The following is a 19,772-nucleotide window of genomic DNA, read 5'->3' as shown; positions in this document are numbered from 1 at the left end:
GCGGGTTTGCATGGCTGACGACTGTATCACAGCGGTTTTGACAAGCGTCTTACAAACCGGGTCAGACGGTCCCGCCGACGGTCAGACCATCGATGCGCAGCGTGGGTTGGCCAACCCCCACCGGCACGCTCTGGCCTTCCTTGCCGCAGGTGCCGACGCCACTGTCCAGACGCATGTCGTTGCCAATCATGCTGATCTTCTTGAGCGACTCGGGGCCACTGCCGACCAGGGTCGCCCCCTTGACCGGGTACTGGATCTTTCCGTTCTCGACCCAGTACGCCTGGCTGGCGGAAAAGACGAACTTGCCGCTGGTGATGTCCACCTGGCCGCCCCCGAAGTTGGTGGCGTACAGGCCCTTCTTGATCGACGCCACGATCTCGTCCGGGCTCTTGTCGCCACCCAGCATGTAGGTGTTGGTCATGCGCGGCATGGGCACATGGGCGTAGCTTTCGCGGCGGCCGTTGCCGGTGGGCTTGACGCCCATCAGGCGCGCGTTCATCGCATCCTGGATGTAACCCTTGAGGATGCCGTCCTCAATCAGCACGTTCTTCTGTGTGGTGTGGCCCTCATCGTCGACGTTGAGCGAGCCGCGGCGGTCGGCAATGGTGCCGTCGTCCAGCACCGTCACGCCCTTGGCTGCCACGCGCTGGCCGATGCGGCCGCTGAACGCGCTGGAGCCCTTGCGGTTGAAGTCGCCCTCCAACCCGTGACCCACGGCCTCGTGCAGCAGCACACCGGGCCAGCCCGGGCCGAGCACCACCGTCATCTCGCCGGCCGGCGCCGGGCGGGCATCCAGGTTGGTCAGCGCCGACTGCACCGCCTCGTCCACGTAGCCGCTCACCACAGCGTCGTCGAAGTAGGCCAGACCGAAGCGGCCACCGCCGCCCGAGCTGCCCATCTCGCGGCGCCCCTTCTGTTCCGCGATCACCGTCACCGACAGCCGCACCAGCGGACGCACATCGGCCGCCACCGTGCCGTCGGCGCGCGCGATCAGCACCACGTCGTGCTCGGCGGCCAGCCCGGCCATCACCTGCACCACGCGCGGGTCGCGCGCCTTGGCCAGCTTCTCCACCTTCTCCAGCAGGGCGATCTTGGCCGCGCTGTCGAGCGTTCCGATCGGGTCCAGCCCTGGATAAAGCGAACGCGACTTCGAAGTCTTGGCGGCTGGCACACGGACCTTGCGGCTCTGACCCTGGCCGGAAATCGAGCGGACCGTGTGCGCCGCGTCCAGCAGCGAGTCCCAGGACAGGTCGTCGGAATAGGCGAAAGCGGTCTTCTCGCCGCTGACGGCGCGCACGCCGACCCCTTGGTCGATGCTGAAGCTGCCGGTCTTGACGATGCCCTCCTCCAGGCTCCAGCCCTCGCTGCGCGTGGTCTGGAAGTAGAGGTCGGCGTCGTCGACGCCGTGCGAGGTCATCTCGCCCAGCGCACGCTGCAGGTGGGACATGCTCAGGCCGTAGGGGGTGAGCAACAGGCTTTCGGCGGTGGCCAGTCGGGCCAGGGTGGGTTCGCGGGCAATCATGGGTCGATTGTAGGAAGCCGGGCGCCAGAGCGCCTGCCGCCGGTCGTGACCCCGGGCGGATCAGTGGGATTGCCCGGCCTGCCCGCGCAGCAGCGGCAGCAGGGTGCCGTCGTCGCGGTCGGCCAGTCCGGCGGCGCGGGCCTGGGCGAACACGGCCGCCGCCCGCGCGCCGAGCGGGCCGTCGAAGCCGGCCTGCCGGGCGGCCTCGACCGCCAGCCGCGTGTCCTTTTCCAGCAGGGTCACGTGCGCGCGGGGTTCGAAATCGCCGGCGATCGCACGGCGCATGCGGTCCGAGCCGATCCAGCTCTGGCCGCTGGACTGCTCGATCACGTCCAGCGTGGTGCCCAGGTCCAGCCCCATGCGGTCGGCCAGCGCCAGTACCTCGGCCGCGCCGACGAGGTTGATGCCCGCCAGCAGGTTGTTGACCAGCTTGGTGCGGGCGCCGTCGCCCACGCGCCCGCTGATGACGAAGCGGCGCGAGGACAACCGGGCCAGAAGCGCTTCGTGGCGCTGCAGCAAGGGTTCCGGTGCGGCCAGCATCAGGCTCATGCTGCCGTCGCGCGCCCGCGCCGGGCCGCCCGACATGGGAGCATCGATGCAGCCGATGCCATGCTCCGCCAGGCGGGCGGCCAGGGCCTCGGTGTCCTGCGGCGCGATGGTGGGGCAGAGCATCACTGTCTGGCCGGCGCGCATGCGAGAGGCCGCGCCGTCGGTGCCAAACAGCACATCGTGCGACTGCTGCGCATCCACGACACAAACGATCAGGACGCCGCCGTCTTCCAGCACAGAAGCCGCCAGCGACGGCGTGTCGGCCAGTTCGGCGCCGGCCACAAGGGCCTGCTGCTGCCGCGCGGAATCGATATCGCAGACCACCACGGCCGTGCCGGCCTCGCACATGCGCTCCACCATGGCGCCGCCCATGTTGCCGGCGCCGACGACCACGACGGGAAAGGACGGGGTCATCACGATTGCATGAGTCGTTTGGACTTGGCAATCGACATCAGGATGCCCAGCCCCACGCCCATCGTGACCATGGCCGTGCCGCCGTAGCTGATGAAGGGCAGCGGCACCCCCACCACCGGCAGGATGCCGCTGACCATGCCCATGTTGACGAAGGCGTAGACGAAGATGTTGAGCGTCATGGCGCCGGCCAGCAGGCGCGCGAACAGGGTCGGCGCCTCCATCGCGACGGTCAGGCCGCGCACGATCAGGAAGATGAACCCCGCCATCAGGCCCAGGGTGCCCACGAGGCCGAACTCCTCGGAAAACGCGGCGTAGATGAAGTCGGTGGTGCGCTCGGGAATGAACTCCAGGTGGGTCTGCGTGCCCTGCATGAAGCCCTTGCCCCACACGCCGCCAGAGCCGATGGCGATCATGCCCTGGATGATGTGGAAGCCCTTGCCCAGTGGGTCCTTGAACGGGTCCAGCAGGGTGCAGACGCGCTGGCGCTGGTACTCGTGCAGCACTTTCCAGTCGACGTCCGGTGCGCACCACTGGGGCTCCATGATGATCAGCGTGACGATACCGACCGCCGCCAGCAGCACGGGCGGGATGATCAGCTTCCAGCTCAGGCCGGCAAAGAAGATCACCGCCAGGCCCGAGGCCAGCACCAGCAGCGTGGTGCCCAGGTCGGGCTGCTTGAGGATCAGGAAGGCCGGCACCGCCAGCAGCAGCCCCGCCATGGCGAAGTCCAGCGGTTTGAGCATGCCCTCGCGGCGCTGGAACCACCAGGCCAGCATCAGCGGCATGGCCACCTTCATCAGCTCGCTGGGCTGGATCACGATGCCCACATTGATCCAGCGCGTGGCGCCTTTCTTGGTGATGCCGAACAGCTCCACCCCCAGCAGCAGCATCACGCCGACCACGTACATCGGCACCGCCAGCGCCATCAGCCGCTGCGGCGGCACCTGGGAGACGGTGAACAGCACCACAGCGGCCAGCAGCATGTTGCGGCCATGGCTGGTGAAGCGCGTGCCGTGGTCGAAGCCGACCGAGTACATGGTCATCAGGCCCGCGCCGGCCAGCAGCAGGATGGCCAGCGCCAGCGGTCCGTCAAAGCCCTGGAAGATGGGTCGGATGCGTTGCCAGAGCGAAGGTTTGTCGAGTACGGCGGCCATGAGGCAGCCATTATCCTTCCGGCATGCACACTCCTCCCCGCCCTCCGGTCAGCCACCTGCTCTATCTGCACGGTTTCCGCTCCTCGCCGCAATCGGCCAAGGCCCTGCTGGTGGCCGAGCGGGTGCGCTCGCAGCACCCGGGCGTGGTCTGGTGCTGCCCGCAGCTGCCGCCGTCCCCGCGCGAAGCCGCGGACCTGATGCGGCGGCTCACAGACGGCTGGCCGGCCGACCGCATGGCCGTCATCGGCTCTTCGCTGGGCGGCTTCTACGCCCGCTGGCTGTCGCTGCAACGGGGCTGCGTGGCGGCCTTGCTCAACCCGGCGCCATTTCCGCAGCGCGATCTGGCGAAGTACATCGGCGAACACCCGGTCTGGCAGAACCCGGACGAACACATTTTTTTCCGGGCCGAGTTCGTGGACGAGCTGGTGGCGCTGGCCGGCGACATCTCCCGGCTGGCGCCAGCCCAACCGATCACTCCCGACCGCCTCTTCGCAATCGTCTCCGAGCAGGACGAGGTACTGGACTGGCGCGAAATGATGACCTTCTGCGCAGGCGGCAGCATCCACCGCCTGCCAGAAGGCGACCACGCCATTTCCGACTTCGACCGGCACATCGACCGGCTGTTCCAGTTTCTTGGGCTGGCAGCCTGAGACGAGGAACGCCCTGCCCTGCGTGGGACAATCGCGCCCATGCACATCCTGTTCGACGAAGCCGGCAAGCTGATGACCGGCCGCCTCATGTCCGAAGCCGAGAGCTCCCTGCAGGTGGAGCTCGATTCGGGCAAGCGCGTGAAGGTCAAGCTGGCCAACACCCTGCTGCGTTTCGAGAAGCCCGCCCCCGCCCAGCTCATGCCTGCCGCCACCGCCCTGGCCGCCACCATGGAACTGGAGCTGGCCTACGAGTTCGCGCCCGAGGACGAGTTCGGCTTCGCCGACCTGGCCGCCGACTACTTCAGCGACCCGGCCACCACCGAGCAGCAGGTGGCGGCGCTGATCTGCCTGCAGGGCGCGCCGCACTACTTCCGCCGCGCCGGCAAGGGCCGTTACAAGAAGGCGCCGGCCGAGGTCGTGGCCCAGGCGCTCGCCGCCATCGAAAAGAAGAAGCAGATCCAGGCGCAGATCGACGCCTGGGCGGCCGAGCTGGTCGCCGGCACCTGCCCCGAGCCGGTGCGCGCGCAGCTCTACAAGATCCTGTTCAAGCCGGACAAGAATGCGCCCGAATACAAGGCCGTGGTCGAGGCCGCGCGCAGCAGCCACCTCAACCCGCTGGCCCTGCTGGAAAAGGCCGGCGCCATCACCAGCGCCTACCAGTTCCACTGGCAGCGCTTCCTGTTCGACCAGTTCCCCAAGGGCACGGGCTTCCCGGCCCTGCAGGCACCGGCCATCACCGACGAGCTGCCGGTGGCCGCGGTGCAGGCCTTCTCCATCGACGACTCGCACACCACCGAGATCGACGATGCGCTCTCGCTGCAGGGGCTGGGCAGCGGCACGGTCACGCTGGGCATCCACATCGCGGCGCCGGGCCTGGCGATCAAACCGGACGACGCCATCGACCACGTGGCACGCCAGCGCCTGTCCACGGTCTACATGCCGGGCCACAAGATCACCATGCTGCCCGACGAGGTGGTGCAGCGCTACACGCTGGAGGCCGGGCGCGACTGTCCGGCGGTGTCGCTGTACGTGAGCTTCGACGAAGCGACCCTGGAGATCAGGGACAGCCGCACCGCGCTGGAGCGCGTGCCCATTGCGCACAACCTGCGCCACGACCAGCTCGACAGCGTGATCACCGAATCCTGGCTGAACGGCGAGTCGCCGGTCGACGCGGCGGGTGGCGAGATCGCCGCGCTGCAGCCGCAGCTGGCCTTCATCTTCCGCCTCGCCGGGCACCTGAAGGCCCAGCGCGAGGTGGTGCGGGGCAAGCCCGAGACGTTCACCCGGCCCGACTACACCTTCAAGCTGCAGGGCATGGCGGGCGACGAGCCCGACGGCAGCGAGACCGTGGTGATCGGCACCCGCTCGCGCGGCGCCCCGCTGGACCTGATGGTGGCCGAAGCCATGATCCTGGCCAACAGCCACTGGGGCCAGTGGCTGGCCGCCTGCGGCGTGCCCGGCATCTACCGCAGCCAGGCCAGCCTGGCGCCCGGCGTCAAGGTGCGCATGGGCACCAAGGTCGCGCCGCACGCCGGCCTCGGCGTCAAGGCCTACGCCTGGAGCACCTCGCCCCTGCGCCGCTACGTGGACCTGGTCAACCAATGGCAGATCATTGCCTGCGCCCGCCATGGCACCACGGCCGCGCTGGCCGCACCGTTCAAGCCCAAGGACGCCAATCTGTTCGCCATCATCAGCGGCTTCGACGCGGCCTACACCGCCTACAACGGTTTCCAGAACGGCATGGAACGCTTCTGGACGCTCAAACACCTGCAGCAGGTGGGCATCACCGAGCTGACGGCCACGCTGATCAAGGACAACCTGGTGCGCGCCGACACCCTGCCGCTGGTGCTGCCCGTGCTGGGCGCCGAGGGATTGCCGCGCGGCGCGCATGTGCGCGTGCGCCTGGGCGCCATCGACGAGATCGCGCTGGATGTGTCGGGCACCGTGGTCGAGCGGTTGGACGGGCCGGTCGAAGCGCTGGACGAATCGGCCGAGGCAGAGGACGAAGAGCTGGCCGCGCCGCTGGCCCTGGCCATCGACGTCAACGAAGCCGAGGCCGGTGCCGCCGACCCCGCGGCCTCCTGACGCTGCACGGATAATCGCGCCCGTGAATCCGGTTCTGAACTTCCTGCGGCGGCTGAGCACGCTCCAGATCGCCCTGGGCATCTCGGTGGCGGTGCATGCCGCCCTGCTCACGGTGCGCTTCGTCGACCCCGAAGGCTTCAACCGCGTGTTCCAGGACACGCCGCTGGAAGTGATCCTGGTCAACGCGAAGAGCAACGACCGGCCGGACAAGGCGCAGGCCATCGCACAGGCCTCCCTGGCCGGTGGTGGGGATGTGGAAAAAGGCCGCGCCACCTCGCCCCTGCCGTCCATGCAGCAAGCCCGGATCGGCGACACCCCCGAGAAGGACGAGCAGATGATCGAAGCGCTCAAGGAGCGCCAGAGCCAGATCCTGGCCCAGGTCCGGCAACAGCTGGCGAGCATGCCGCCGCCCGATCTGCAGGCCGTCAACCCCAGCCCGGAATCGGTCGAACGCGAACAGCGCCGGCAGCTGCTGACCAAGCTGCTGGCCGAGATCGAAAAGCGCATCAACGAAGAGAACGCCCGCCCGCGCAAGCGCTACATCAGCCCTGCCACGCGGGAAGAGGTCTACGCGATCTACTACGACGAACTGCGGCGCCGGATCGAGGACCGCGGCACGACCAACTTCCCCGAGGTGGCCGGGCGCAAGCTCTATGGCGAGCTGACCATGGTCATCACGGTCAACCACACCGGCGCGGTGCTGGACACCGAGGTGGTCCAGACCTCGGGCACGCTGACGCTGGACCGGCGGGCCGAGTCGATCGTGCGCAGCCTGAAGTTCGGCAAGTTCAACGAGGCCATGCGCCGGCGCGCCGACCAGATCGTGGTCGTGTCGCGCTTCCGGTTCACCCGGGATGCGGGCCTGCAGACCCAGATGAGTTCGCAGTAGGTCGGGAGCGGTGATGCGTTCGTTCGGGCGTTGGTTGTTGTGGATGCTGCTGGCGGGCGTGGCGCTGCAGCTGTTTTTCGTGCTGCGGATCGCGCTGATGCTGGTGATCGATCCGCAGAGCACCGCCTTCATGCGTTCGGAGGCCTGGCGCGTGGCCACCGAGAGCCTGACCACCGCCGACAAGCAATGGCGCTGGTCCTCGCAGTGGGTCGACTACGACAACATCAGTCCGAACCTCAAGCGCGCGGTCATGGCCTCCGAAGACGCGGGCTTTGCCGAGCACGGCGGCGTGGACTGGGAGGCCATCGAGGCCGCCTGGGCCAAGAACGAACGCCGGCAGGAGCTGATCGAGAAGCGCCAGGAGCAGATCGAGAAGAAGCTGGCGAAGAAACCCGAGGCCGCGGAGGCCGCGCTCAAGGCCATCAAGCCGGCCAAGATCCTCGGCGGATCGACCATCACCCAGCAACTGGCCAAGAACCTGCTGCTCTCGGGCGAGCGCAACCTGCTGCGCAAGGGTCAGGAGCTGGTGCTGACCCTGACGCTGGAGGCCTTGCTGTCCAAGCGCCGCATCCTGGAGATCTACCTCAACAGCGTCGAATGGGGTGAAGGGGTGTTCGGGGCCGAGGCGGCCGCCCAGCGGTACTTCAAGAAACCGGCCAGCAAGCTCAGTGCCTATGAGGCCGCCCGGCTGGCGGTGATGCTGCCCAGCCCCAAGTTCTTTGAAACCCGCCCGGGCTCGGCCTACCTGTCCCGGCGCACGGCCACCATCGTCGCGCGCATGGGTGATGTGAGTCCACCATGAACTGGCGCGCCCAGGCCATGGGCATGTTCCTGCTCGGGCTGGTGCGCGCGCTCACCGGCGCCCAGGCGCGCTGGCACGGCTGCCCCCCCAAGGCCGAACAGCGCATCTACTTTGCCAACCACCAGAGCCACGCCGACCTGGTGCTGATCTGGGCCGCCCTGCCGACCGAGCTGCGCAGCATCACCCGGCCCATCGCGGCCCGGGACTACTGGACCGCCTCCACCTTCAAGCGCTGGATCACCACCGCGGTGTTCAACGCCGTCTATGTCGAGCGCGAGCGCAAGGGCGACGAGGACCCGCTGCAGCCGCTGATCGACGCACTGGACAGCGGCGACTCGCTGATCATCTTCCCCGAGGGCACGCGCGGCCACGGCGAAGAACCGCAGCCCTTCAAGTCCGGGCTGTACAACCTGGCCAGACGCTTTCCGGACGTGGTGCTGGTGCCGGCCTGGATCCACAACGTGCAGCGCGTGATTCCCAAAGGCGAGGTGATCCCGGTGCCGGTGCTGTGCTCGGTCACCTTCGGCGAGCCCCTGAAGCTCGGCGCCGACGAGGACCGCGCCGACTTCCTGCGGCGCGCCCGGGACGCCGTCGTCACCCTGCGAGACGTGTAGGCCCCGCATGACCTCCTTCCTCCGCAGCCTCAGCGCCGAACAACAGGTCAGCCTGCTGTTCGTGGTCCTGTTCGGGCTGCTCACGCTGGCCAGCGGCGCGGCGGTGCTGCTGTCGCTGCGCGAGCGGCGGCAGTCCGAGGTGGACGAGCGGCAGCACCACCGGCTGCAGGACTACACCACCCTGCTGCGCAACTCCTGGCTGATGACCCTGGTGTTCTGGCTCGCCTGGGCGGCGGGCGAGCACGTGGCCATCGTGCTGTTCGGCATCGTCTCGTTCTTCACGCTGCGCGAGTTCATCAGCCTCTCGCCCACCCGACGCGGCGACCACCGCAGCCTGGTGCTGGCCTTCTTCATCGTGCTGCCGCTGCAGTACGCACTGGTCTGGCACCGCGAGTTCAACCTGTTCACCGTGTTCATCCCGGTCTACGTGTTCCTCGCCATCCCGGTGGTGAGCGCCCTGGGGAACGACCCGCAGCGCTTCCTGGAACGCAACGCCAAGCTGCAGTGGGGCATCATGGTCTGCGTCTACGGCATGAGCCACGTGCCCGCCCTGTTGCTGCTGCAGTTCCGCGGCTTCGAGGGCCGGATGGCCTTTCTGCTGGTCTTCCTGGTGCTGGTGGTGCAGACCTGCATGCTGGTGCAGCACCTGGTGGCGCGCCGGCTGGACCGGCCGGTGGCCCCGGCCATCAGCGAGAGCTTCCAGTGGCGCAGTTGGGCCGCCGGTCTGGTGGCCGGCGGTCTGCTGGGCGCCGCGCTCGCCGGCCTGACGCCGTTCAAACCCGGACGGGCGCTGGCCATGGCGCTGATCGCCTGCGCGGCCGGCTCGCTCGGTCACCTGGTCATGAAAGCCATCAAGCGCGACCGCGGCGTGACCCACTGGGGTGCCGCCGGCCGCTCGGTCACCGGCGCCAGTGGTGTGCTCGACCGGGTCGATGCCCTGTGCTTCGCCGCGCCAGTGTTCTTTCACTCGGTCCGCTGGACCTTCGACCTCTGAACCGACCGCCATGCGCATCCTCGGCATCGACCCCGGCCTGCAATGCACCGGCTTCGGCGTGGTTGACGCAGAGGGTTCTGCGCTGCACTACGTCGCCAGCGGCACCATCCAGACCAGTCCCAAAGACGGCGCCCTGCTGCCCGAGCGGCTGAAGATCCTGTTCGATGGCATAGGCGAGGTGGTGCAGCGCTACCAGCCCGGCGTGGCGGCCTGCGAGATCGTGTTCGTCAACGTCAACCCCCAGGCCACGCTGCTGCTGGGCCAGGCGCGAGGCTGCTGCCTCACGGCGCTGGTGGCCAACGGCCTGCCGGTGGCCGAATACACCGCGCTGCAGCTGAAGAAGGCCGTGGTCGGCTACGGGCGGGCGGACAAGGCGCAGATGCAGGAGATGGTCAAGCGCCTGCTGCAGCTGCCGGGCCTGCCCGGCAAGGACGCGGCCGACGCGCTCGGGCTGTGCATCACCCACGCACAGGTGGCGCGCAGCGTGGCGGCGATCAACAAGGTGGCCCCGACCCGGGCGCGCACCCACGCGGCCTACAAGGGTGGGCGGAACTATTGACCCCCCCGCGCCGCCTGCGGCGTCACCCCCCAGGGGGCGATGCCTGTGGCCCGGCGAAGCCGGTTCCACGGCATCACTGGATGGGGTTCACCCTCGCCGGATCAATGCGTGGCGCAGCTACAGGATGCGCTCAAGGAACAGGATGCCGAAGAAGCCGAGTGCGGCGGCCAGCGCCACCTTCAGCACCATCCAGCCCCAGCGCAGGTAGCGGGTGTTGCGTGTGACGGCGTAGGCGGCGAAACAGACGCCCGAACCGATCAGCAGCAGGACCAGGACGAAACGCAGCAACAGCATGACCGGTGGTTGCGGATGGGCCCGGTCACCAGGCCGGTGCGAGCTGGGCAAAGCCCAGCGGCGCTTCGCGCTCGTGCTCGAAGCTCACGATCTCGTAGGCGTCGGGCTGCGCCAGCAGGGCGCGCAGCAGCTGGTTGTTCATCGCGTGGCCGCTGCGGAAGGCGCTGTAGGCCGCCAGCAGCGGCTTGCCCACGATGTACAGGTCGCCAATGGCGTCCAGGATCTTGTGCTTGACGAACTCGTCGGAGTAGCGCAGCCCGTCGGCGTTGAGCACTTTCACATCGTCCATCACGATGGCGTTGTCCAGGCCGCCGCCCAGTCCCAGGCCGCGCGAACGCATCATCTCCACGTCGCGAGTGAAGCCGAAGGTGCGGGCGCGGGCGATCTCGCGCGCATAGCGGCCGCTGCCCATGTCGAACTCGACGCGCTGGCCGGTGGCGTTCACCGCCGGATGGTCGAACTCGATCTCGAACGCGAGCTTGTAGCCGTGGAACGGGTCCAGCCGCGCCCACTTCAGGTTGCGCCCCTCACCTTCGCGCACCTCGACCGGCTTCTTCACACGGATGAAGCGCTTGGCCTTGTTCTGCAACGCGATGCCAGCGCTCTGCAGCAGGTAGACAAAGGACGCCGACGATCCATCGAGGATGGGCACCTCTTCAGCGGTGATGTCGATGTAGAGGTTGTCCAGCCCGAGCCCGGCGCAGGCGCTCATCAGGTGCTCGATGGTGTTGACTTTGACGCTACCGTTGGAGATGGTCGAGGCCAGCCGGGTGTCGGTCACTGATTCGGCGGTGACCGGGATGTCCACCGGTTCGGGCAGGTCGACACGGCGGAACACGATGCCGGTGTCCGGCGCCGCCGGCCGAAGCGTCAGCTCCACCCGCTGCCCGCCGTGCAGGCCGACGCCGACCGCCTTGGTCAGGGATTTGAGGGTGCGTTGAGCGAGCATCCGTCGATTTTAGGTTGGCAAACGTTTTCGCATCGAGCAGAAAAACTATCCCCGCGATATGCGAGAGCGCCCTTCCCCTCAAGCAAACACCGCGGAACCGGCTTCGCCGGGCCGCAGGTGTTGCACCCTTGGGGGGTGACGCCGCAGGCGGCGCGGGGGGATCCTCAATCGGCTTGCTTGCGAAGGAACGCGGGGATCTCGAAGTCGTCCATGCCGCCCGAGGCCAGCGCATCGACCTTGGCCGCCGCCTGGGTGCGGTTGGTGCGCCACACGCTCGGCACGGCCATGGTCTCGTAGTTGGGCTGCGCAGCCCCGGTGCCGGCCACCGCGGCATTGACCGTGGGCACGGTGAACGGGGTGTTGTCGGTGCCCGTGCGCAGCACCTGCAGGGGCGGCGCGGTGCGGCGGGCGCCGACGCGGCTCAGGCCCGTGGCCACCACGGTCACGCGCATCTCGTCGCCCAGGCTTTCGTCGTAGGCGGCGCCGTAGATCACGTGCGCATCCGGTGCGGCGTAGGCCTTGATGGCGTTCATCGCTTCCTTCGACTCCTTGAGCTTCAGGCTGTCCTTCGATGCCGTCACCAGCACCAGCACGCCCTTGGCGCCGGACAGATCCACACCATCCAGCAGCGGGCAGGCCACGGCCTGCTCGGCAGCGATGCGGGCGCGGTCCGGGCCGCTGGCGGTGGCCGTGCCCATCATGGCCTTGCCGGGCTCACCCATCACGGTGCGCACGTCTTCGAAGTCGACGTTCACGTTGCCGTACTCGTTGATGATCTCGGCGATGCCGCCGACCGCATTCTTGAGCACGTCGTTCGCATGCGCGAAGGCCTCGTTCTGCGTGACTTCGTCGCCCAGCACCTCCAGCAGCTTGTCGTTGAGCACCACGATCAGCGAGTCCACATTGGCTTCCAGCTCGGCCAGGCCGGCGTCGGCGTTCTGCATGCGCTTACCGCCTTCGAAGTCGAAGGGCTTGGTCACCACGCCCACGGTCAGGATGCCCATCTCCTTGGCCACGCGGGCGATGACCGGCGCGGCGCCGGTGCCGGTACCGCCGCCCATGCCGGCGGTGATGAACAGCATGTGTGCGCCATTGATGGCGGTGCGGATCTCGTCGACCGCCATCTCGGCCGCCTCGCGCCCCTTTTCGGGCTTGCTGCCGGCACCCAGGCCGGTGCCACCGAGCTGGATGGTGCGGTTGGCCAGACTGCGCGTGAGCGCCTGTGCATCGGTGTTGGCGCAGATGAACTCCACGCCCTGGACGTTGCGGTCGATCATGTGGTCCACCGCGTTGCCGCCACCGCCTCCGACGCCGATGACCTTGATCTGGGTACCCATGTTGAACTCTTCCACTTCGATCATTTCGATGCTCATGTCACTCTCCTGTGAGGCCCTTTTCCGCTGGGGTCCGGGCATGGTTTCGATTGTATTGACGGGGGGTTTGAAAGCTGTCGAGGAGAACCCTCAGCCAGGCGGCCCGGTGCATTCGCGGCAGCGGTCGAGACGGCGGGCTCCGGTGTTGATCGTGTTCATCAGAAGGTCCCCACAAACCAGTTCTTCACGCGGTCCAGCGCGCTCTGCATGGAGCCCGCCTTCTGCGCCACCTTGTGACCTCGCACACGGGCCAGCCGCGCCTCTTCAAGCAGTCCCATGACGGTGGCGGCCCGTGGCTGCGCCACCATGTCCGACAGGGCGCTGGTGTACTGCGGCACGCCACGGCGCACCGGCTTGAGGAAGATGTCCTCACCGAGTTCGACCATGCCCTGCATCACCGCGCTGCCGCCGGTGAGCACGATGCCCGAGGACAGCACCTCCTCGAAGCCCGAATCGCGCACCACCTGCTGCACGAGGGCGAAGATCTCCTCGACGCGCGGCTCGATCACGCCGGCCAGGGCCTGGCGGCTGAGCATGCGCGGACCGCGGTCGCCCAGACCGGGCACCTCGACCTGGGTGTCCGGGTCGGCCAGCAGCTGCTTGGCGCAGCCGCTCTCGACCTTGATGTCCTCGGCGTCCTTGGTCGGCGTGCGCAACGCCATGGCGATGTCGCTGGTGATCAGGTCGCCCGCGATCGGGATCACCGCCGTGTGGCGGATCGCGCCGCCGGCGAAGATCGCCACATCCGTCGTGCCGGCGCCGATGTCCACCAGGGCCACGCCCAGGTCCTTCTCGTCGTCGGTCAGCACCGCCTGGCTCGACGCCAGCGGGTTGAGCATCAGCTGGTCGACCTCCAGGCCGCAGCGGCGCACGCACTTGATGATGTTCTCGGCCGCGCTCTGGGCACCGGTGACGATGTGCACCTTGGCTTCCAGGCGGATGCCGCTCATGCCGATCGGCTCTTTCACCTCCTGGCCGTCGATCACGAACTCCTGCGGCTCCACCAGCAGCAGGCGCTGGTCGGTCGAGATGTTGATCGCCTTGGCGGTCTCGATCACGCGCGCCACGTCGGCGGTGGTCACCTCGCGGTCCTTGATGGCCACCATGCCGCTGCTGTTGATGCCGCGGATGTGGCTGCCGGTGATACCGGTGTAGACGCGGGCAATGCGGCAGTCGGCCATCAGCTCGGCCTCTTTCAGCGCCTGCTGGATGCTCTGCACGGTGGCGTCGATGTTGACCACCACGCCGCGCTTGAGGCCGTGGCTGGCGGACACCCCCAGCCCGGCCAGCTTGAGCTCGCCGTTGGCCTGGACTTCGGCCACCACCACCATGATCTTGGCGGTGCCAATGTCCAGTCCCACCACCAAATCCTTGTATTCCTTGGCCATGATCGTTGTCTGTTCAGCGGTTTCGTGTTGGGGTCGCAGGGGTGTCTTCGGTCACGGTCGTCACGCCCTGCACGCGCAGGGCGTAGCCATTGGGGTAACGCAGGTCCACCGACTGCAGGGCACCGGGATAGCGCTGCGCCAGTTGCCCCACCGTGGTGGTGAAGCGGCGCGTGCGCGCGAGCAGCTCGTCGCTGTCGCCCCGCCCGAGTTCCAGGCGGGTGCCGTTGTCCAGTTCGGCGCGCCAGCTGCCCCGCTCGTTGAGTTCCAGGCGGACCAGGGTCCGGTCCAGCCGGGCGACTTCTTCGGACAGGCTCTGGTACAGGGTCCACACCAGCGGCGCCTGCTCCGGCGGCCCGGCCAGTTCGGGCAGGCCGTCGCCTTCGTCGGGGCTGGCCTCGAACACCTCGCCCAGGCGGCTGACCAGCTGGCCCGAGCCGGACTGGCCCCACCAGGCCACGGCCTCGTGCTCTTCCAGCGTGACCCGCAAGCGGTTGGGAAACTCGCGCTGCACCCGGGCGTGGCGCACCCAGGGCACGGCCTCGAACATCCGGCGCACCTGCTGCAGGTCCAGGGTCAGGAAGCTGCCTTCCAGCTTGCGCAGCGGGGTCGCGAGCTGCGCCCGCAGACCGACGGCGTTCTGATGGCCCAGGTCGCCCTGCACGCTGATGCCCTTGAGGGTCCAGGCCGGGTGGCGCGCGATCCAGGTGCCGACCGCGCCCAGGCAGAGCAGGACAAAGACCACGACCAGGCCACGCGTGACCACGGTCATGAGTCGGATGTCCAGGGGCAGGTCGGTGTGCTGCATGGTGCGTGCTTCAGGCCTTGGCGTTGTCCAGCGACGCGGTCGCCAGCACGGTCAGGCAGAGGTCCTCGTAGGACAGGCCGGTCGCACGCGCCGACATCGGCACCAGCGAGTGGCCGGTCATGCCGGGCGAGGTGTTGATTTCCAGCAGCCAGGGCTTGCGCGTGGCGGCGTCGATCATCACGTCGGCGCGCGCCCAGCCGCGGCAGTCCAGCGCGCGGAAGGCCTTGAGCACCAGGGCTTGGATCGCTGCCTCCTCGCCTTCGGGCAGGCCGCTGGGCACGAGGTACTGCGTGTCGTCGGTGAAGTACTTGTGCTGGTAGTCGTAGTTGCCATCGGGCGCCACGATACGGATCACCGGCAGCGCGCGGGCCGCGGCCCCTGTGCCGAGCACCGGAATCGTGACCTCGTCGCCAGCGATGAACTGCTCGCACATCACCATCGGGTCCTGGCCCGAGGCCAGCGCATAGGCGGAGTCGCACTGTTCCAGCGTCATCACCTTGGTCAAGCCGATGGTCGAGCCCTCGCGCACCGGCTTGACGATCATCGGCGAGCCCAGCGCCTCGAAGGCGGCGCGGGTCTCGGCGGCGCTGTGCACCTGGCGCCAGGCCGGCGTCGGCAGGCCTTCGGCGATCCAGATGCGCTTGGTCATGAGCTTGTCCATGGCCACGCTGGAGGCCATCACGCCCGAGCCGGTGTAGGGAATGCCCAGCAGCTCCAGCGCGCCCTGCACCGTGCCGTCCTCGCCGAAGCGGCCGTGCAGCGCGATGAAGACGCGGTCAAACCCGTCGCGCTTGAGCTCGGACAGGTCGCGTTCGGCCGGATCGAACGCGTGCGCGTCCACACCTTTGGACTTCAGCGCGGCCAGCACACCGGTGCCGGACATCAGCGAGACCTCGCGTTCGGCGGAGCGGCCGCCCAGCAACACGGCCACCTTGCCGAGCGCTTTCACATCAATGGGGTTCACAGCATTTCCCACGTTCACACCTTGTCCTTGCCGGCCAGGTCGACCACCTGCCCGGCCACTGCGCCGATGGAGCCGGCGCCCATGCACAGCACCACGTCGCCGTCGCGCGCGTTGTCCAGCACCGCCTGCGGCATGCCGGCGATGTCGTCCACGAACACCGGCTCCACCTTGCCCGCCACGCGCAGCGCACGGGCCAGCGAACGACCGTCGGCCGCCACGATGGGCGCCTCGCCGGCGGCGTAGACCTCGGCCAGCAGCACCGCATCGGCCTGGCCGATCACCTTCACGAAATCCTCGAAGCAGTCGCGCGTGCGGCTGTAGCGGTGCGGCTGGAAAGCCAGCACCAGGCGGCGTCCCGGGAAGGCGCCACGTGCGGCCGACAGCGTGGCGGCCATCTCCACCGGGTGGTGGCCGTAGTCGTCCACCAGGGTGGCGGTGCCGCCCGTGGGCAGCGCGGCCTCGCCATAGCGCTGGAAGCGGCGACCCACGCCCTTGAACTCGGCCAGCGCCTGCTGCACAGCGGCGTCCGGCACCCCCAGCTCCTCGGCGATGCCGATGGCGGCCAGCGCGTTGAGCACGTTGTGCATGCCCGGCAGGTTCAGCACCACCGGCAGTGGGGGCGTGTCCTCGCGCAGCACGTTGAAGTGCATCTGCCCACCGACCGCCTGCACGTCGACCGCGCGCAGCTGGGCATCTTCCGAGAAGCCGTAGCGTGTGATCGGCCGGGCGATGCGCGGCAGGATGTCTCGGATCGCCGGGTCGTCCACGCAGACCACGGCCGCACCGTAGAACGGCATCTTGTGCAGGAAGTCCACGAAGGCCGACTTGAGCTTGCCGAAGTCGTGCCCGTAGGTGTCCATGTGGTCGGCGTCGATGTTGGTGACGACCGAAAGCACCGGCAATAGATTCAGGAACGAGGCGTCCGACTCGTCGGCCTCGACCACGATGTACTCGCCCGATCCCAGCTGCGCATTGGCGCCGGCGCTGTTCAGGCGCCCGCCGATCACGAAGGTCGGGTCCATCCCGGCGGCGGCCAGCACGCTGGCCACCAGGCTGGTGGTGGTGGTCTTGCCGTGGGTGCCGGCGATGGCCACGCCCTTTTTCATGCGCATCAGCTCGGCCAGCATCACCGCGCGCGGCACCACCGGGATGAGCTTCGCGTGCGCCGCGACCACCTCGGGGTTGTCGTCCTTGACCGCGGTGGAGGTGACGATGGCGTCGGCGCCTTCGATGAACCTCGCGTCGTGGCCCTTGTGCACCGTGGCGCCCAGCGAGACCAACCGCCGCGTGGCCGCGTTCTCGCCCAGGTCGGTGCCCGAGACCACGTAGCCCTGGTTGAGCAGCACCTCGGCGATGCCGCTCATGCCCGAGCCGCCGATGCCCACGAAATGGATGTGCCGGATCGCGTGCTTCATGACGCCTTCACCTTCGCGAGTTGCTCGCAGGCCGTCACCACGGCGGCCACGGCCTGTGTTTTTTCCATCTGTTTGGCCTTGATGGCCATCTCCAAAAGTTGTGCGCGGTTCACCGAGCGCAGGCGCTCGGCCAGCGACTGCGCGGTCAGCTCGGTTTGCGGCACCAGCCAGGCGCCACCCGCCTCGACGAGGAAACGGGCGTTGGTGGTCTGGTGGTCGTCGACCGCGTGCGGGAAGGGCACGAACAGCGCGGCGGCGCCCACCGCGGCGATCTCGGTCACGGTGCTCGCGCCGGCGCGGCAGACGATCAGGTCGGCCTCGGCGAAGGCCGTGGCGGTGTCGTCGATGAAGGGCGTGAGTTCGGCCTGCACGCCCGCGGCGGCGTAACTGGCCTTCAGCGCCTCGATCTGCTTCTCGCCGCTCTGGTGGACCACCACCGGGCGCTCGTGTTCGGGCAGCAGCGCCAGCGCCTGCGGCACGGTGTCGTTGAGCGCCTTGGCGCCCAGGCTGCCACCCACCACCAGCAGCCGCAGCGGGCCGCTGCGACCCGAGAAGCGCTCGGCGGGTGCCGCCTGCCGCAGGAACTCGGCGCGCAGCGGGTTGCCCACCCACTCCGCCTTCCTGAACACGTTCGGGAAGGCGGTGAACACGCGGTCGGCGATGCCCGAGAGCACCTTGTTGGCCATGCCGGCCACCGAGTTCTGCTCGTGCAGCACCAGCGGCTTGCCGCGCAGCACGCCCATCATGCCGCCCGGGAAGGTGATGTAGCCGCCCAGGCCGACCAGCACGTCGGGCTTCACGCGCCCGACCATGGCGAAAGCCTGCGCGAACGCCTTGAGCAGGCGCAACGGCAGCAGCACCAGGGTGGACAGGCCCTTGCCACGCACGCCGCCGAAGTCGATCAGCTCCAGCGGGATGCCGCGCGGTGGCACCAGGCGGCTTTCCATGCTGCCCGGCGAACCCAGCCAGTGCACGCGCCAGCCTTTTTCGCGCAGGGCTTCGGCCACGGCGAGGCCCGGGAAGATGTGGCCACCGGTGCCGCCGGCCATGATGAGGGCGCAGGGCTGACCCTGGTGGACGCTGCTCATGAGCGTCCTCCCTTCATCAGCAGGCGGTTCTCGTGGTCCACCCGCAGCACGATGGCCAGCGCCACCAGCTCCAGCAGGATGGCCGAGCCGCCGTAGCTCATCAGCGGCAGGGTCAGGCCCTTGGTGGGCAGGGCGCCGAGGTTCACGCCGATGTTGATGAAGGCCTGGAAGCCGATCCACAGCCCCACGCCCTGGGCCACCAGCCCGGCGAACACCTGGTCCAGCGCAATCGCCTGGCGCCCGATCAGCACGATGCGCCGCACCAGCCAGAGGAAGGCGGCAATGATGATCGTCACGCCCACCAGACCGAACTCCTCGCCCACCACCGCGAGCAGGAAGTCGGTGTGCGCCTCGGGCAGCCAGTGCAGCTTCTCCACGCTGCCGCCGAGGCCGACACCGAAGATCTCGCCACGGCCGAAGGCGATCAGCGAATGCGACAGCTGGTAGCCCTTGCCCAGCGCGTACTGCTCGGACCAGGGGTCGAGGTAGGCGAAGATGCGCTCGCGCCGCCACTCGCTCATCATCACCATCAGGGCGAACGCGGTCACCACCACCAGCACGATCAGGAAGAACATGCGGGCGTTGACGCCGCCCAGGAACAGGATGCCCATGGCGATCACCACGATCACCATGAACGCGCCCATGTCGGGCTCGGCCAGCAGCAGCATGCCCACCACGGCCAATGCCACGGCCATCGGCGCCACGGCGCGGAAGAAGCGCTCCTTCACGTCCATCTTGCGCACCATGTAGTCGGCGGCGTACAGCAGGATGGTGAGCTTGGCCAGCTCGGAGGGCTGGAAGTTGATGACCCCCAGCGGAATCCAGCGGCGGGCGCCGTTCACGCCCTTGCCGATGAAGGGAATCAGCACCACCACCAGCAGCAGCAGCGCCAGCGCGAACAGCCAAGGCGCATAACGCTCCCAGGTCTGCATCGGGACCTGGAACGCGATCAACGCGGCCACCAGACCGATCACGATGAACAGGCCGTGCCGCAGCGCGAAGTGGGTCTGGGCGTAGTTGGCGAAGCGGGGGTTGTCGGGCAGCGCGATGGAGGCCGAATAGACCATCACCAGGCCCCAGGCCAGCAGGGCCACCACCACCCACAGCAGGGGCTGGTCGAAGCCCAGCTCGCGCACGGGCCGCTGGCGCAGGCCGGCGTAGGTCCGGCTGGACAGGCGCACCGGCAGGCCATCGGTGCCGAGCGCGTTGCCCAGGCCCACGAGCGCGGGCATCTTGCCGCCCAGGGTGGTGCGCAGGCGCTGCA

General features: G+C 68.5%; 19 protein-coding genes. 7 read left to right on the top strand and 12 right to left on the bottom strand.

What is annotated here, in order from left to right:
• Positions 1-61 precede the first annotated feature (61 nt).
• Genes tldD through rodA form a run of 3 tightly spaced genes read right to left on the bottom strand, consistent with a single transcriptional unit; the run spans position 62 to position 3,639 of the window.
• Complete coding sequence (tldD, locus tag HPF_RS04130) at positions 62-1,522, bottom strand: metalloprotease TldD (RefSeq protein ID WP_133155820.1); 1,461 nt, start codon at positions 1,520-1,522, stop codon at positions 62-64.
• Positions 1,523-1,582: 60 nt separating this feature from the next.
• Positions 1,583-2,485, bottom strand: coding sequence for an NAD(P)-dependent oxidoreductase (locus HPF_RS04125; RefSeq protein WP_066153475.1), 903 nt, complete (start codon positions 2,483-2,485; stop codon positions 1,583-1,585).
• On the bottom strand, positions 2,485-3,639 hold the full coding sequence (gene rodA, locus HPF_RS04120; RefSeq protein ID WP_066153477.1) for a rod shape-determining protein RodA: 1,155 nt from the start codon (positions 3,637-3,639) through the stop codon (positions 2,485-2,487). The genes HPF_RS04125 and rodA overlap by 1 nt, the downstream gene beginning before the upstream one ends.
• A 23-nt stretch (positions 3,640-3,662) precedes the next feature.
• Here rodA and HPF_RS04115 point away from each other — a divergent pair, with 23 nt between their 5' ends.
• The 7 genes from HPF_RS04115 to ruvC are packed head-to-tail and all read left to right on the top strand — an operon-like array spanning position 3,663 to position 10,232.
• Complete coding sequence (locus HPF_RS04115; RefSeq protein ID WP_066153481.1) at positions 3,663-4,289, top strand: YqiA/YcfP family alpha/beta fold hydrolase; 627 nt, start codon at positions 3,663-3,665, stop codon at positions 4,287-4,289.
• Between the two features lie 39 nt (positions 4,290-4,328).
• Entirely contained in the window at positions 4,329-6,374 is a 2,046-nt protein-coding gene (locus HPF_RS04110) for a ribonuclease catalytic domain-containing protein (protein ID WP_066153484.1), read from the top strand.
• 22 nt (positions 6,375-6,396) lie between these two features.
• Positions 6,397-7,263, top strand: coding sequence for an energy transducer TonB (locus HPF_RS04105; RefSeq protein ID WP_241559696.1), 867 nt, complete (start codon positions 6,397-6,399; stop codon positions 7,261-7,263).
• Positions 7,264-7,276: 13 nt separating this feature from the next.
• Complete coding sequence (locus tag HPF_RS04100) at positions 7,277-8,065, top strand: transglycosylase domain-containing protein (RefSeq protein WP_127804588.1); 789 nt, start codon at positions 7,277-7,279, stop codon at positions 8,063-8,065.
• The gene (locus HPF_RS04095) at positions 8,062-8,679 is read left to right on the top strand and encodes a lysophospholipid acyltransferase family protein (protein WP_079364446.1); all 618 of its coding nucleotides are present in this window, start codon (positions 8,062-8,064) and stop codon (positions 8,677-8,679) included. The genes HPF_RS04100 and HPF_RS04095 overlap by 4 nt, the downstream gene beginning before the upstream one ends.
• 7 nt (positions 8,680-8,686) lie before the next feature.
• Positions 8,687-9,673 (top strand): phosphatidate cytidylyltransferase, encoded by a 987-nt coding sequence (locus tag HPF_RS04090; RefSeq protein ID WP_079364445.1) that lies wholly within the window; start codon positions 8,687-8,689, stop codon positions 9,671-9,673.
• 10 nt (positions 9,674-9,683) lie between these two features.
• Complete coding sequence (gene ruvC, locus HPF_RS04085) at positions 9,684-10,232, top strand: crossover junction endodeoxyribonuclease RuvC (RefSeq protein ID WP_127804592.1); 549 nt, start codon at positions 9,684-9,686, stop codon at positions 10,230-10,232.
• A 117-nt stretch (positions 10,233-10,349) separates the two neighbouring features.
• Here the strand turns inward: ruvC and HPF_RS23615 are convergent, their stop codons facing one another.
• The 9 genes from HPF_RS23615 to ftsW form a co-directional block, all read right to left on the bottom strand.
• The gene (locus tag HPF_RS23615) at positions 10,350-10,526 is read right to left on the bottom strand and encodes a hypothetical protein (protein ID WP_164868359.1); all 177 of its coding nucleotides are present in this window, start codon (positions 10,524-10,526) and stop codon (positions 10,350-10,352) included.
• A 25-nt stretch (positions 10,527-10,551) separates the two neighbouring features.
• The gene (lpxC, locus tag HPF_RS04080; protein ID WP_066153498.1) at positions 10,552-11,475 is read right to left on the bottom strand and encodes a UDP-3-O-acyl-N-acetylglucosamine deacetylase; all 924 of its coding nucleotides are present in this window, start codon (positions 11,473-11,475) and stop codon (positions 10,552-10,554) included.
• A 164-nt stretch (positions 11,476-11,639) separates the two neighbouring features.
• Entirely contained in the window at positions 11,640-12,848 is a 1,209-nt protein-coding gene (ftsZ, locus tag HPF_RS04075; RefSeq protein WP_066153500.1) for a cell division protein FtsZ, read from the bottom strand.
• A 158-nt stretch (positions 12,849-13,006) separates the two neighbouring features.
• Positions 13,007-14,236, bottom strand: a complete 1,230-nt coding sequence (gene ftsA / locus HPF_RS04070; protein WP_066252986.1) for a cell division protein FtsA — start codon at positions 14,234-14,236, stop codon at positions 13,007-13,009.
• 13 nt (positions 14,237-14,249) lie between these two features.
• Complete coding sequence (locus tag HPF_RS04065; protein WP_127804596.1) at positions 14,250-15,041, bottom strand: cell division protein FtsQ/DivIB; 792 nt, start codon at positions 15,039-15,041, stop codon at positions 14,250-14,252.
• A 10-nt stretch (positions 15,042-15,051) separates the two neighbouring features.
• Entirely contained in the window at positions 15,052-16,005 is a 954-nt protein-coding gene (locus HPF_RS04060; protein WP_243721677.1) for a D-alanine--D-alanine ligase, read from the bottom strand.
• Between the two features lie 14 nt (positions 16,006-16,019).
• Positions 16,020-17,420, bottom strand: coding sequence for a UDP-N-acetylmuramate--L-alanine ligase (gene murC / locus HPF_RS04055; protein WP_133155819.1), 1,401 nt, complete (start codon positions 17,418-17,420; stop codon positions 16,020-16,022).
• Positions 17,417-18,508 carry an undecaprenyldiphospho-muramoylpentapeptide beta-N-acetylglucosaminyltransferase gene (gene murG / locus HPF_RS04050; protein ID WP_133155818.1) on the bottom strand — a complete coding sequence of 364 codons (1,092 nt, stop codon included), beginning with the start codon at positions 18,506-18,508 and terminating at the stop codon, positions 17,417-17,419. Before murG ends, murC begins: the two co-directional genes overlap by 4 nt.
• Entirely contained in the window at positions 18,505-19,740 is a 1,236-nt protein-coding gene (gene ftsW, locus HPF_RS04045; protein WP_084397188.1) for a putative lipid II flippase FtsW, read from the bottom strand. The genes murG and ftsW overlap by 4 nt, the downstream gene beginning before the upstream one ends.
• Positions 19,741-19,772: the final 32 nt, after the last annotated feature.

This window comes from Hydrogenophaga pseudoflava, assembly GCF_004353865.1.
Lineage (GTDB): Bacteria > Pseudomonadota > Gammaproteobacteria > Burkholderiales > Burkholderiaceae_C > Hydrogenophaga > Hydrogenophaga pseudoflava.
This window is presented reverse-complemented; position numbering and strand designations above follow the sequence as displayed.

Coding starts and splice junctions, on each gene's coding strand:
- tldD (WP_133155820.1), bottom strand. CDS start 1,522: ATGATTGCCCGCGAACCCACCCTGGCCCGACTGGCCACCGCCGAAAGC.
- HPF_RS04125 (WP_066153475.1), bottom strand. CDS start 2,485: ATGACCCCGTCCTTTCCCGTCGTGGTCGTCGGCGCCGGCAACATGGGC.
- rodA (WP_066153477.1), bottom strand. CDS start 3,639: ATGGCCGCCGTACTCGACAAACCTTCGCTCTGGCAACGCATCCGACCC.
- HPF_RS04115 (WP_066153481.1), top strand. CDS start 3,663: ATGCACACTCCTCCCCGCCCTCCGGTCAGCCACCTGCTCTATCTGCAC.
- HPF_RS04110 (WP_066153484.1), top strand. CDS start 4,329: ATGCACATCCTGTTCGACGAAGCCGGCAAGCTGATGACCGGCCGCCTC.
- HPF_RS04100 (WP_127804588.1), top strand. CDS start 7,277: ATGCGTTCGTTCGGGCGTTGGTTGTTGTGGATGCTGCTGGCGGGCGTG.
- HPF_RS04095 (WP_079364446.1), top strand. CDS start 8,062: ATGAACTGGCGCGCCCAGGCCATGGGCATGTTCCTGCTCGGGCTGGTG.
- HPF_RS04090 (WP_079364445.1), top strand. CDS start 8,687: ATGACCTCCTTCCTCCGCAGCCTCAGCGCCGAACAACAGGTCAGCCTG.
- ruvC (WP_127804592.1), top strand. CDS start 9,684: ATGCGCATCCTCGGCATCGACCCCGGCCTGCAATGCACCGGCTTCGGC.
- HPF_RS23615 (WP_164868359.1), bottom strand. CDS start 10,526: ATGCTGTTGCTGCGTTTCGTCCTGGTCCTGCTGCTGATCGGTTCGGGC.
- lpxC (WP_066153498.1), bottom strand. CDS start 11,475: ATGCTCGCTCAACGCACCCTCAAATCCCTGACCAAGGCGGTCGGCGTC.
- ftsZ (WP_066153500.1), bottom strand. CDS start 12,848: ATGAGCATCGAAATGATCGAAGTGGAAGAGTTCAACATGGGTACCCAG.
- ftsA (WP_066252986.1), bottom strand. CDS start 14,236: ATGGCCAAGGAATACAAGGATTTGGTGGTGGGACTGGACATTGGCACC.
- HPF_RS04065 (WP_127804596.1), bottom strand. CDS start 15,041: ATGCAGCACACCGACCTGCCCCTGGACATCCGACTCATGACCGTGGTC.
- murC (WP_133155819.1), bottom strand. CDS start 17,420: ATGAAGCACGCGATCCGGCACATCCATTTCGTGGGCATCGGCGGCTCG.
- murG (WP_133155818.1), bottom strand. CDS start 18,508: ATGAGCAGCGTCCACCAGGGTCAGCCCTGCGCCCTCATCATGGCCGGC.
- ftsW (WP_084397188.1), bottom strand. CDS start 19,740: ATGCCCGCGCTCGTGGGCCTGGGCAACGCGCTCGGCACCGATGGCCTG.